This window comes from Ignatzschineria sp. 22MB058224 (assembly GCF_058188435.1).
The window spans coordinates 361,928-376,657 of record NZ_CP187366.1 but is presented as its reverse complement, the minus strand read 5'-3'; the positions used below and the strand labels follow the sequence as shown (position 1 = coordinate 376,657).

Below are 14,730 nucleotides of genomic sequence, written 5' to 3'. Positions count from 1 at the left end.
TATGATGCCGTCATCCACTGAAAGAAAGACTTTACGAGTCGTTGCAGCAATTATTTGGGATTCAACTAAATGTGAAATCCTCGTTAGCCAGCGAAAAGCCGATCAAGATTTCTCTGGCCTATGGGAATTTCCAGGTGGAAAAGTCGAAGCCGAAGAATCTGATGCAGAGGCAATTGAGCGGGAATTACGGGAAGAGTTAGGAATTACGATTACTGAAGGTAAAGAAATTCTCACGTTTACTCATCAGTATCCAAATAAAACGATTCATTTTGTTATTTTCGAAGTAACCAAGTTTTTAGGAATTCCTAAAGGAAAAGAAGCACAAATTATTCAATGGTTTACACCTAATAAATTAAAAGAACTTCCCTTCCCTGAAGCAAACAATACTGTTTTATCGATACTATAAAAAATAAGAAGGGCCAATCCCTTCTTATCGATCAATATTACTGATTATATTGCATATTATTTGTGCGAATTACACATGATTGAATCAACACTACTATGATTGCTGCAAATGCCAGTAGCGCTCCAGCAATCGAAACCGTCATATACTGAAATCCAATATCTATCACCCAAGCCCCCAAAATAGCACCGAGAGCATTCCCTAGGTTAAAAGCACCGATATTCACCGAAGAGGCAAGAGCTGGTGCTTTTGATGCGGATGTCATAACTAAAACCTGAAGAAAAGGCACAGCTCCAAAAGAGCCCATTCCCCAAAGTAGCAAGATAATATTGCTGCCAAAACTACTCATCCCAATATAAGGTAACATTAACATAAAAAACATCTGCGCAAGTAGAAAACCAATAAGACCTTTAATTAATGCTATATCAGCAACCTTTCCTCCTATTAAATTTCCTAAAGAGAAACCGATACCTATCAAAATTAATGAGACCGTAATCATATTAGCGGTTGCTTCATTGAGTTCAATTAAAACAGGTACAATGTAGGTGTAAAGGGTAAACATTGCTCCTGAACTTAAAATGGTTGTAAGAAGTGCCAGTTGAATTGGCAATTTTCCAAGCTCTTTTAACTCAGAACGAACATTCATACGGTTACCATGTAGTGTTTTCGAAATTGAAAGAAAAAGAGCGAAAATTGTTATTAAACCTAATATTGATATCCCTAAAAAAGAACTACGCCAACCAATATTTTGCCCTAACCATGCTGCAAATGGTACTCCAAAAATATTGGCAATTGTAAGCCCCATAAACATCATCGATATCGCCATTGCCTGACGATTTTTCGGAACAACACTTGATGCAACAATGGATCCAATACCAAAAAAAGCTCCGTGATTCAAACTCGTAATCACTCTAGCAATCATTAACCAGTAATAATTAGGAGCAAAAGCTGCCATAATATTACCAATAACAAAGATCCCCATTAAGGATATCAATGCAATTCTACGAGAATAACGACCAAGCCAAAGAGTAATGATCGGTGCTCCGACCATAACACCTATTGCATATCCTGAAACTAATAAGCCCGCTTTTGGAATTGATACCGCAACACCTTCTGCTATCTGTGGTAAAAATCCCATTGGAGAAAACTCTGTAACCCCAATCGAAAAAGCACCGATTGCAAGTGTTAATAATATCCCTATACTATTTAATTCTCTTCCCTGAGTAACTGACATTCGATTCTTCCTATTAATATTGTTTTATATTTCAATGATATTTTCCTGTACCATTAGAATAAATAAGCTCTATATGTATGGATAAAAAACGATAATATAAGGAATTTTAGTGCTGATAAAGCAATAAAAATGCAATATATTATTGCTTTAAAGTTAATAATAAACGCTATGAAAACAACTATCGAAGAATTGAAGACCTTTATTGCAATAGTAGATTTAGGCTCTATCTATAAAGCAGCGGAGTACCAAGAGCAAACACCATCTGCAGTAAGCCGAACACTAAAAAGGCTTGAAGAAAAACTCAATGTCACTCTGCTTGAACGAACAACACGAAACCAGAAACTAACAAATAATGGCGAGATATTTCTACAATATGCACGCAAAGTCACTCAAACGCTTCAAGAAGCAGAAGATCGCTTACTACAAACTAATAATGATCTTTCAGGTCGCATTCGCATCGATTCGGCTACACCTTTTGTACTACACATCTTAACACCACTAGTGATTGAATTCTTAGAACTTTATCCTAATATAGAGATCGAAATAACAAACCACGAATATATTATTGATCTTTTGAAAGAAAATGTAGATATCGCGATTCGAATAGGACATCTAAAAGACTCAACACTGCATTCTCGTCGTCTCGTATCAACGCCCTCTTATCTTGTTGCCTCACCAAATTATATTGCAAAGAATGGTCAAATAAAAAACGTCGAAGAATTAGAAAGACATCATACTATTGGTTTTTCAGAACTAGAATCGCTCAATCTTATTCCTTTTAAGAACAATGAACAAGAAAATTACTATCTCTTAAAACCATCTATCCGTGCATCTAGTGGTGAAACTGTTCGTTCTTTTGTTCTAGCAAATGCAGGAATTGGTTATCTCTCCTCTTTTCTTGTGAATCGAGATATCCAAAAAAAATATCTGATCAAGCTCGAACCTGAAGATTTACTACCTAAAATTCAAGATATTCATGCGGTTTATCACTACCAAGGATATATTCCTAAAAGAATTTCTATCTTTCTAGATTTCCTCCAAAAGCGATTACGAGAAAATGAAATATAAAACTCTAATAAAAAGAGCGACTAAGGTAATCCTCAAATCGCTCTTTTACAAAAAAATATTATTGTAATCTCCTAAAATGTATAACGGGCGCCTATTGAGAGCGTCGTATCACGATAACTATTTGATCCCTTCCGATATCCAACTTCTCCCCAAAGATTCAGTTTTTCATCAATTTCCCCCTCTAAACCAACTTTTAACTCTCCAAGATTTCGAGCACCTTTTTGCGTTGCTCTCGTACCGTCAAAAGTAGTATAGAATGGCTTAGAATTATGATAATAATTCGCTTCAAGATAAGGATTAATCTCATGACCATTTTCAACTGTCTTTGCCATAAAGAAGCGAGCTCCTAAACGCGTTTCAACATTGTTTTTACTGCCTGAGATATGGGTTCCATAATGGTCAATCAAGTTATCCATCTTCGCGCCCATCCAAGTGAGTTGCGCTTGAGGTTGAAGATAGAGATCTTCTGCAACTTTCCACGTATACCCTCCCTCAATCGAAGTGATAAAACCCTTCGTTTTCATCGTTTCATCTGCAAGCGAGTCACCGGAAACTTTGTTTCTAAAGTGAACATATTGCATTGATGCGTCTATATAACCGCCCTCTTTTAGCTGATCCCCAATAGTGGCATATACTCCGAGTCCAAATCCATTACTACGACCTTTGGCAGACGCATTATAAAATTGCTGTTTGCTCTTAATATTACTATGACCATATGCGCCGAATATCCCGAATGTGAATGGCATATCTTCAAAACGATCTTTCACAATATCGCCACCAATCATCATTCTAAAGCTATCAGTTGTGACGCGATTACCTTTACCATGATCATAAAACTTATTGAATGAGCCGTTCATGATCGTCCATAAACGACTTGATTCATCCAAATAGTTTCGGTCGGCCAATTGATGTTTAAAGAGTTGGTTTGCAGCTGCGAGTCCTGCTGTATAAACCCCGGTCTCTGGACGAAGAGGGGCTACGGAGCCACCATTATCATTTCCACCATCACCAGGATTCTCACCACCATTATTTAAAGTTACTAACCACCAATTGCCATCATCTTCCTTCTTCAAGAAGTAATCGAATGCTCCACGAACTGCTCGGCCTTTTTGTGTAAGATCCAAGGTATTGACATCACCCTCGATCGTCACCACCTCGACCTTCTTCGTGCCATCTGCAAGTTGGATAAGATCTTGCCCATGCATATCATTGACTTGCAGTTGACTCTCACCTTCCGCATTACCAACAATAATTAAGCGACCCGCCTCTTTACCATCACTTGCGATACGAATCAGGCTCCCTTTCTCCGCTTTAAAGTTACCATTGACCGTAAAGTTACCAAGTGCTTCACCCACAGTGCGTGACATGGTGCTTCCTACATTTAACTCACCTTGTAATAGTAGATTCCCTTTCAGAGAACCATAGCCGCCGAGAACACCGCTATTCTCAACAGTTACAGTGCCGTTACCATTTCCATAGATGGCATCTTTAGTAATATTCATGCGCCCATTTTGGAGAGTCGTATCGACACCGACATTATGAATGCCTTCAATCGTCAACTCTTCATCCCCGCTTTTACCTGCAAAGATAAAGGTACCTGCAGCGCCTAAAAGGGTTCCTCCCTTCAGAGTACTACTTTCACGAACAGTGAGTTCCCCACGACGAATATCGAGTGTTGATCCATCAATGATCGCAAGTGTATCAACAATCTGCTTTTTCTCACTGAGATCAAAATCGCCTTGATTTGAGATAGTTAAGTTACCCTCTTTCCCAAAGATATTATTCATCCCTGCAGTAATTGAAGTTCCATCAATCAATGTATTGCCGGTATAGCTATTCTCATTCCCCGAAAGGGTAATTGCTTCACTTCCCTTAAAGATAAACCCACCTTCACCAACAAGTTCTACTCGCAGATCTCGAGCATCAGTATTCACATTTGAGGTGTCCGATAAAACAACAATATTCTTACCCTTAAATGCTTCAAGCTCATCAAGCCCATAATTGAGATGAATTCCACGCTCATCGGTCTTCAAACCATTAAAACCATAATAGGCTTTGCCGGCATCGTTCTGAATAAGCGCGGTACTTTGACCCACATCTTTCGATTCGATCAACTTCCCATTTTTATCTGCTAAGAAGATCGCTTCAAAATCAGGATTGACCACACCATTATTATCTTGGACGATCACTTTACCAGAAATTAAGGTCTCTCCAGTTTCGCCAAATTGTTGATCGAGGAAAGAGATCTTCTGATCTACATTACCTAAATCTTTATCATGAATCGGAATAATGTTTGGATCGACTTGGATCTTATTTTGATCGCCCATCAGTGAGATGGTATCGGTCACAGAGAGATGATTAAAACGATCCTCATTAGTGACGGTATTCAATGTTATGACACCTTTATCAAATGTAAGATTTTCCAAAGATTTACCATCTTCCATTAAGGTTGCAGAACCGCCAATCAAGCCAAGTGATGCTTTTTCAAGGGTCGACAACCCGTTATTGTCTAAGACTAGATCTCCTTGTTTGACATTAAAATCGCCTACAAAATTATCAATATGCTCTTTCTTAAGGGCAATCGCACCTTTAGTGCCAACATTGATCCTCCCCTTACCGGTAAGACCATAGTTGATATTGTAAGCCCCTGATCGATCCGTCACTGACCATGTAGATCCTTCAGCAAGGTTGAGAATCCCCTTAAATCCATCATGCTCGCCGGTTACATTGAGTGTATTGCCATTGAGCTTAATCTCCCCCGTGCCTGTAAAGACATTATTGAAATCACCACTTACCGTTGAGTCAGCAAAATTGAGCTTTCCGGCAATATCTACTAATCCTGTTCCAAGATTACGCAGGCGATTGACATTAGCTTGAGCCTCTTGCCCAATATTAACCGCTCCAGCATATTCGCTATTGTTCCCTAAGAGATTGATATCGCCCTTATTCAGGTTAAGGACATTATTGCGATCTTTTCCGATCAAATTATTGGCAAAGTCACCGCCACCATTGATATCAACGCTATTAGCGCCAAGTAGATTGAGATTCCCTTTACCTAGCCCATCAGAATTTGCTAATGTTGCGGTTACCTTTTCACCAAGATTGATTTTAGCGGAGAGATCAGCATTATTTGAACCAACCGTAAGTGAGCCTTGTTCTATATTGAGCGCTGAACTGTTATCACCAGTGATTGTACCGGCAATAGTATTGTCGCCCTTCGTCAAGGATAAGATGCCACCGGCAAGATCAAGTTTAGACTTTTCATCAGCCGTTAATTGATCCGCTCTCTGCTCAAAGCCGGCAAGATTGAGTATGCCACTTGTGAGCACTAATGCACCCTGACTTCCGAGTGCATTATCAGCACCGAGATCAACGGCGCCACTCTCAACCCTGGAAGTACCTTGATAATCATTCTGCTTACCGGTAACGGTAATCATTTTATCGCCGGTATAGGTAAAGCCACCATCGCCAGTGAGTTTCACTGAGAGCGTTGTTTCCTCTGAATTTTGACTATCAATTTGCACTACTTTATCGGCATTAGCTGAGAGCGCCGCTAAACCATAGCCCGCGTGAATACCCGTATCATCCGCTACCAACTTACTGTAATCGTAGATCGCATCCCCATTATCTTCCTGCCCGACAATCGCTTGTCGGACATCAAAGATACCGCTAACGACATTGCCTTCCTTATCCACTAAGGTAATCGAATCACGATCGCCGGAGGTTTTACCAAGCGCAAATGTCTCCCCTAAAGTGAGCTGATTTTGCTGATCAAGGAGTGTACCTTTTGACTTAATCTCTTCAATCGCTTGGCCTTTTCCTAGAAGATCTTTATTATCGATCTCAACTTTCGTATCGCCTTGGAGCACAATCCCATTACTTGCGGTAAGAATATTGAACTTCCCATCTTGATCGGTCACTTTCAGGGTACTGTTATCAAGCTCGAGCGAACCGACAGTAATATCTTGTAAAACCGTTCCTTGACTGCCATTAGAAAAGTGGAGATTCCCTGTTTCAAGTGCATTTTGCGCACCATCATCTAATTGCAGATTGCCATTTTTCACATAGAGATGACCGCCAAAATCACTCTTATTTTTATTTTTGAATTGGATATTGGCAAGGCTTTTAACATCCCCACTTTCTACCGCAATCGTCATCGAGCCATTGCCGGCAAGTTGATAATTTGCACTATAATCGTCGTGTCGTTTAATGACCCAATTCGCTTTTTCACCAAGCTTTACAATACCTGTAAAATCTTGATGTGTGCCATTTGCTGCTATCTCATTATCCGTTAAAGTAATTGTGCCTTTACCTTCGAAATCGTTAATCAAATCACCATTGACTCCTTCTTTAAAGGCTAAATCTCCGGCAATCCCGATCACTCCAGTTCCTAAGTTATTCAGCGCATTAACATTTGCTGTCGCTTTTTCAGCAATATTGATCGCACCGGCATAACCGCTATTATCTACCGTAAGATCGACGGCTTTTTTCTCAACATTCGCATTAATATTGAGCGTATTTGAACTATCACCCGTTAATTGATTTTTAAATTCTCCGCCGGCATTGAGGTTAATGGTGTTATTACCCTTATTCAATGCAATAGTGCTTGAGCCTAAGCCATCTGCCTTGGCGAGATTCAATTCCACTTCAGCACCAAGATTCACACCACTTTGTAGCTCATTATTGCTCGATTCAACATTAACAATCCCTTGATTGATATTAAACTGAGAATCTTGAGTTCCTAATAAAGATCCTGCAATGGTCGATGTTTGAGTATCTAAAAGCGTTAAAGTTCCTTTGTTAAGGTTAAGCGTCGAGCCTTCGTTAAGATCGAGCTTGCTGACCTTTTGGGCATATTGATCAAGATCGAGTTTTGCCCCTGCGCCATTGGTGGTAAGTGTTAAAGCTCCCTTATGACCAAAAATATTGTCACTTTTTGCGGTAATATTAGCCCCCATTATCTGGGTATCGCCTTGATAATCATTGGCAAAGCCATCAATTACAATCGCTTTATCCCCTTTAAAGATAAATCCGCCTATGCCGGTTAATTTTGCTCGAAGGATATTGGATGTAGTGGTATTCTCACTCGTTGAATTCACTTCAATATTCTTATCTTCAAAAGCATTCAGCACCGCTAAACCGTAATTGAAATGAATACCATCATCATCGGGACGAAGTCCATTAAAGCCAAACGATGCCGTTCCACTCCCATCTTTTAAGTCTTGAGAGCTCATTGGAACATCTTTCGCTTCAATCAAGTTTCCATCTTTATCGGCAAGGAAGATCGCACCATTTGTCTTATCTACCTGACCTTTAACAACTGTTTCGCCGGAAAGGCCATATTGTTGTTCAATAAAGGAGAGTGATTTCAATTTCTCAAGTGCATCTTCGTCGAATTCTTTACGCACAATGGAATCTGCCGAATCAACTTTTATATAGTTATCTTGCCCAATAAGTGTCACTTTTTCAGAAACAGAGAGGTGATTTAACCGATCCCCATTATTAAACGGTGCAAGATAGAGCGAACCGTTATTAAACGTTAGATTTTCTACCTTTTGCCCATCAAGCATGAGATTCGCCTGCCCACCTTTTAATCCTAAAGAGGCATTAGTGAGAACATCAAAACCAGTTTGATCAAGTAGCAACTGCCCTTTGGTAACATCAAAGTTCCCTGTGAAGGTTTTATCACCGGCGTTTTTCAGCGCAATATTTCCACCAGCGTTTACAACGGCTGTTCCACTACCGGCAAGTGCATAGTTGATATTGTAATGATCTTTTTGTGTCACACGCCATGTCGCATCTTCACCAAAATTCGCAACACCGTTAAAACCTGTGTGATCACCATTAATGTTGAGCTTGTTATCGGTTAATGTGATGGTTCCTGCACCTTTTAGCGTATTATCGAGATCCCCATTCACACCACTATTAAAATGTAAAGCGCCGGTGACACCAATAAGTCCTGTTCCTAAATTATTAAGATTCGTCACATTTGCTTGGGCTTTCTCGGCAATATCGAGCGTACCAGAATAGGTGCTGTTATCACCTAATAATGTCACGTCACCATCTGTTCCTTGAATATTGAGCGCAGTGCTACTATCGCCGGTTAATTGATTGGCAAAGTTACCACTGCCATTAACGTTAACAACGCTATTTTCCGCTAAATTGATCTCTCCTTTTCCAAGCGCATCGGCTTTCGCTAAATTAGCAGTAACGTGAGAACCTAAATCCACTTTTGAGGCTAACTCAGCATTACTCGATTCAACATTTAACGCGCCTTTCTCAACTGTTAAGGAAGATTGATCTGTTCCGCTTAAAGCGCCTTCAAAAGTAGAATCTTGCTCACCGGTTAAGGTTAGGTGTCCACTATTGAGATTCAAGGTAGACTCTTCATTTTGCGTTACGCTATCGGCAATTTGTGAAAACTTACTTAAATCAAGGCTACTAACACCAGTAAAGATCAGTGCCCCTTGCTGACCGAGCGCATTATCGGCACCGAGCGCGACTTTACCCGCGGCAAAGGTGGAATCTCCTTGGTAATCGTTATTTTCGCCAGTAACTGTGATCGCTTTATCGCCGGTATAGGTAAAGCCCCCTTTGCCGGTTAACTTCACAAAGAGTGTCTGTTCTTCAGCACCGGTACTATCGATTTTAATCGCCTGACCACTATTCGCAGAGAGCGCTTTTAGCCCATAGCCTGCGTGAATTCCGATATCATCGGCCACTAATCCCGTATAATCATAAATACCATCGCCGGCAGTTTCTTGCCCTTTGAGCTGAATATGAATATCCTTCACTTCGGTAATCTCATTACCAGCCGCATCGATCAGGCTAATTGTCTCTTTATCCCCTGAAGTTTTTCCTTTGGCAAAAAGTTCACCGAGATTGGCGATATTTTGTTGATCTAATAATCCTTTATCACTATCAATCTCGGCATTACCTAAGAGATCTTTATTGTCGATCTCGATTTTTGTCTTCTCTTTAAGAGCAATACCATTCGTTGCGGTGAGAAGATTAAATTTGCCATCGGATGTGGTGACTTTCAAAGTACTCTTATCAAGCTCAAGCGAACCGACGATTAAGTCATTCTCAACCGTTCCTTTTGTGCCAGATAATAGATGCAGATTCCCCATTTTCAGCGCATAACCTGCCGTGGTATTGAGTACTACGTTTCCTTGGTGAACATTGAAGTTACCGGTATAGCTCTGATTCTCATTTTTATTATTAAGGAAAATATTTTGCGATGCACCTACATTCATCGTTCCGTTGCCGGCAAGGGCGTAGTTGATATTGTAATCCCCTTGTCGATCCGTCACGGACCAAGTGGCATTATCGGCGAGATTGATTAAGCCAGTAAATGCATCATGTTCTCCAGTTACATTGAGCGAATTACCTTCAAGCTTAATCTCACCATCACCTTTAAACTGATTATTAAAATCACCTAACGCCTCAGAATTAAAGGTAAGGTTACCGGCAATGCCGATTACTCCCCTCCCTACATTATTAAGTGTATTGATATTTGCTGTTGCTTCTTTGGCAATATTGATCGCGCCTAAATAACCGCTATTATCTGCCCTCAAGTCAACCGCCACTTTATTACTATTCGCATTAATATTGAGCGTATTAGTCGCATCGCCTGTGAGTTTATTGGCAAATTGACCACCACCATTGAGGTTAATGATATTATTACCGACCTCTAATTCTTCGGCATTCAGATCAATATCACCAGAACCTAAGCTATTTACGTGTGTTAGATTCAATGTAACATTGCTATCAAGATCAATGGCAGTTTTTAGTTCAGCATTAGAACTCTGAACATTCACGATGCCTTGCTTAATATGGAGCCGTGAATCTTCTGAACCTTTGATTGTTCCCTTAATCTCGGAAGTCTTATTATCAATTAATTGTAGATTTCCTGCATTTAGATCTAAAGTGGATTCCCGAGCGATATTTAATGTATCAATTTGCTGTCTAAAGTTTCCAAGATCAAAAGTAGATTCACCATTAAGATCAAGGTTCCCACCAATTCCAAAGGATTGGTTCATTCCGGCGGTTATCTTGGTATTATCAAGAATTGTATTACCGGTATAGGTATTAAGATTCCCAGAGAGCGTTACAGCTTGATCACCTGTAAAGGTAAATCCACCTTTTCCAACAAGCTCCACACGTAAATCTCGGCTCCCAGTCGTCACATTACTACTATCGGATTTTACTGTGACAACTTTGTCTGCATACGCTTCAATTTCATCAAGTCCAAAATTAAGATGGATTCCTTTTTCATCTGTTCGTAAACCATTAAAACCATAGAATCCTTGACCGGCACCATTTTGCAGTTGCACCTTGCTCTGCTCGACATCTTTGGCTTCAATCAAATTACCATTTTTATCCGCTAAGAAAATTGCTTCAAAGTCAGTCACGGGATTACCAGCAACATCTTTTTTTACCACTTTACCAGTGATCAATGTTTCACCAATAAACCCAATTTGTTGGTCTAAGAATGATTGTGTCTCTTTAATATCATTACTAAAATCTTCTTTAGGAATCGATGCCCCATTCTCAACTTTAACCAGATTTTTATCACCGATAAGCGTGATTGTATCTGTCACAGTTAAGTGGTTCAGTCGCTTTTCTCCTTCCAGAGTATCAAGATAAATTGAACCGTTATTAAATATCAGATTTTTGAGGTTTTTCTGATCTAATAATAAATTCGCCTGTCCCCCTTTTAAGCCTAAAGAGGCATTAGTGAGAACATCAAAACCGGTTTGATCGAGCAACAGCTGTCCTTTAGTAACATCAAAGTTCCCAGTGAAAGTTTTGTTACCGGCATTTTTAAGTGCAATGGTTCCGCCGGCATTTACCGTAGCCGTTCCATTGCCGGCTAAGGCATAATTAAGGTTATAGTTATCTTTTTGAGTCACATTCCAATTGGCTTTCTCACCAAGATTCGCAACACCGGTAAAACCTGCGTGATCACCTTTAATATTAAGCTTATTATCAGTTAATGTAACAGTTCCTGCACCTTTTAACGTATTATTAAGATCCCCATCGATACCGCTATTAAAATATAAAGTACCGGCAATCCCGATTATTCCTGTTCCTAGATTATTCAGTGCTTTGACATTGACTTGAGCTTTGTCAGCGATGTTGAGTTCACCGGCATACTTACTATTATCCGCAGTCAATGTAATGGCGCCATCTGTGCCATTAATATTGAGTTGGTTAGAGCTATCACCCTGCACACGATTAGCAAAATCGCCGGCACCATTGATTGCAATCTTATTACTACCTATAAGATTGATGTTTCCTTTTCCTAAACCATCGGTTTTAGCAAGCGTTGCGGTAGCTTTTGAGCCTAAATTAATCTCTGCTTTTAATGTATCGTTACTCGAATTAACGGTTAAAGCACCTTGATTGAGGTTTAAACTCGAATCTTTTCCACCCTGTAATTGTCCCTCAATCAGACTCGCCTGATTAGCAGTCAGCGTTAAATTCCCGCTATTAAGATTGAGTACTGAATTTTGATCGATCGTGGTAAAACTCGCATTTTGTGCAAATGTCGCAAGGTCTAAGTTGCTCTGATCTTGCAAGAGTAACGCGCCCTGCTCTCCTAATGCGTTATTCGCGCCAAGCAGTACTTGACCACTCGTTAGTATCGAATCCCCGAGATAATTATTCTCACCATTTGTTACCGTGATCAATTTACTGCCAGTATAGGTAAAACCACCATCTCCGGTCAGTTTAACAAAGAGTTTTTGCTCCTTTGCATCACTACTATTAATCGATACCGATTGATTTTTATTTGCTGAAAGTGCCGTTAAACCATAGCCAGCGTGAATGCCGGTATTATCTGGCACTAAACGACTATAATCATAATAGGCAGTCCCTTTACTCTCTTGCCCTATGATTGGTTTGGAAGTTTTCACCACATTCGTAATGGCACTACCGCTACTATCGACCAAAATAATTGAATCTCGATCACCTTCTGTTTTTCCTAAGGCGAAAGTTTCACCTGTAACCAATTGATTCTGCTGATCAAGAAGCGTTCCTTCTGGCTGAATACTATTAATCGCCGATGTTTTCCCTAAGAGATCTTTATTAGCAATCTCAACCTTATTATTTCCCGTTAAAGTGATACCATCGGTCGCTGTGATAAGATTAAATTCATTATTACTATCCTGTACCACTGATAACTTACTATTATCAATCGTTAAACTACCCACGGTGACATCATCGAGTACTTTACCGGTACTATTGGTACTATTGAGAATAAGATTCGCATTACCAAGCACATTTTGGCTCAATTTATCAATATTAAGCGCACCTTGAGCTACCGTAAACTTACCAGTAAAACCCTGATTTTCTTTATTATTTTTAAAAGCTATTTCTTGGAGAGGAGTACCTGTTTTTATAATAACATTCCCTTCCCCTTTTAATTGATACTTAAAATTATAATTACCTTTCTGGATGACACTCCAAGTGGACTTAGGTGTTGCAATATTAACGATACCATCAAATAATGAATGATCACCGGTTGCTTCAATGAGATTTTCTCCAACATTAATAACACCACTTGATCGCAGCGCATTACTAAAGCTATTCACTTTATTATTTGAAAACGTAAGAACAGCTTCGGGTTTCACCCATACGGTTCCTGATGGACCAAAAGCATTATTAGCGGCAACGGTCGCCTCCTTACCGTTTGAGATCTCTGTTGTTCCTGTAAATTCATCTTGAGATTGATCAAAGCTATTATTACCCTTTATAGCAAAATATCCGGCCCCGACAAGTGTATTTAAAAACTTACCATCTGCTAGTGTTTCTAATGTCCCATTTTTCTCTACATTTAAGGTTGAAGCGCCGTAAGCATCAAGTTTATAAAGACGCAGTACGGTTCTATTCTTGCCATTACCAACATTTACAACTCCTTTATAATCAGGATTAGAAGTTTTGGCATTCATATCGACGTTATTTAAATTATAAATTCCCGTTCCATCCGATATAAGTCGTAAATTATCTCCTGATGTGTAATGACTTTCATTAACCCCGATATTAATAATCGCACCGTTTTTTAAAGAAATAAAACCTTTTTTTCCTCTATCAAGATCTAAAGCATCAATACCTGTTTTATTAAAAAAGTTCGTACTATAAACACTCAGTGTCGATTGATTATCTAGCTCTATTCCACCGATACTGCCGAGCAATAGTTTATGAGTATTCATTGCACTTTGATTATCTATTTTAATAATAAAAGAATACTGTGTATCGCTATCAGAAACACCTACATAAGCCCACTCATTAATATCTAAGATACTGTTATTATCAATGAGCGTATAGTATTTTTTATTCTCTGAAGGTGTAATACCTGAAGGATCATAGCCTGTATAGAATCGTCCATTCACCACAAAATTACTATTATCCATCGTAAAACTTGGAATATCAGCATTTCCCCCATTATTAATCCATTTTATCTCTTTTTTATCATCATCGTTCGAGCTGAAAGATAGAGTATATGTTTTATCCTTCATCGTGAAAGGGTCATTAGTATAGTAAAAGGCTCTATCTGTAGCTGTCCCTTCATTTTGACCATTATTTAATAATTCTTTTAAGCTTTCTGCATAGCCCAATGAACTCAATCCCAAGGCTAGAACTAATGATAAGGCAATTTTACCCTTAGTGCCTATAATAGGTTCTATTTGTGGAGAGGAATCGCCTCTCGAACATCCACTATTCTTTGAAACTTTCGCCAATTCAGAAGCAACCACCCAAAGCTTTGATACTTTATTCCAAACTAATTTATAGATATTACGATTCATAGCGCTACCCCATTGACAATTATTGATTATATAATCATCGTAACACTATAAAAAATAATTAGTTTTTTATTGTTTAAATCAATTAATTAAAAAATATGTAAATATTTTATATAGCAAAAGTATCCGAACAGCACCCATTAAATATTAACAATACTTCTTATGCGTGCATTCATACTAGTGATTATGATCCCCCAAAAAAATTATGGGGGGGGGGA

General features: G+C 39.2%; 4 protein-coding genes. 2 read left to right on the top strand and 2 right to left on the bottom strand.

Features of this window, described 5'->3' with window-relative positions; all coding sequences use genetic code 11:
- The first annotated feature begins 1 nt into the window (after nt 1).
- Nucleotides 2-406, top strand: coding sequence for an 8-oxo-dGTP diphosphatase MutT (gene mutT / locus ACPF7B_RS01385; protein WP_490505850.1), 405 nt, complete (start codon nt 2-4; stop codon nt 404-406).
- Between the two features lie 37 nt (nt 407-443).
- Here mutT and ACPF7B_RS01380 read toward each other — a convergent pair whose 3' ends face one another.
- Nucleotides 444-1,637 (bottom strand): MFS transporter, encoded by a 1,194-nt coding sequence (locus tag ACPF7B_RS01380; RefSeq protein ID WP_490505849.1) that lies wholly within the window; start codon nt 1,635-1,637, stop codon nt 444-446.
- A gap of 168 nt (nt 1,638-1,805) precedes the next feature.
- Here ACPF7B_RS01380 and ACPF7B_RS01375 point away from each other — a divergent pair, with 168 nt between their 5' ends.
- Nucleotides 1,806-2,705: a LysR substrate-binding domain-containing protein gene (locus ACPF7B_RS01375; RefSeq protein WP_490505848.1), complete on the top strand. Its 900-nt coding sequence runs from the start codon at nt 1,806-1,808 to the stop codon at nt 2,703-2,705.
- 71 nt (nt 2,706-2,776) lie between these two features.
- On the opposite strand, the gene ACPF7B_RS01370 is transcribed toward ACPF7B_RS01375, so the two are convergent.
- Nucleotides 2,777-14,515, bottom strand: a complete 11,739-nt coding sequence (locus ACPF7B_RS01370; RefSeq protein ID WP_490505847.1) for an autotransporter outer membrane beta-barrel domain-containing protein — start codon at nt 14,513-14,515, stop codon at nt 2,777-2,779.
- Nucleotides 14,516-14,730 lie beyond the last annotated feature (215 nt).

Bases quoted from the DNA above. Each gene is read 5' to 3' on its own strand.
- ACPF7B_RS01375 (WP_490505848.1), top strand. From the start codon at position 1,806: ATGAAAACAACTATCGAAGAATTGAAGACCTTTATTGCAATAGTAGAT.
- mutT (WP_490505850.1), top strand. From the start codon at position 2: ATGATGCCGTCATCCACTGAAAGAAAGACTTTACGAGTCGTTGCAGCA.
- ACPF7B_RS01380 (WP_490505849.1), bottom strand. From the start codon at position 1,637: ATGTCAGTTACTCAGGGAAGAGAATTAAATAGTATAGGGATATTATTA.
- ACPF7B_RS01370 (WP_490505847.1), bottom strand. From the start codon at position 14,515: ATGAATCGTAATATCTATAAATTAGTTTGGAATAAAGTATCAAAGCTT.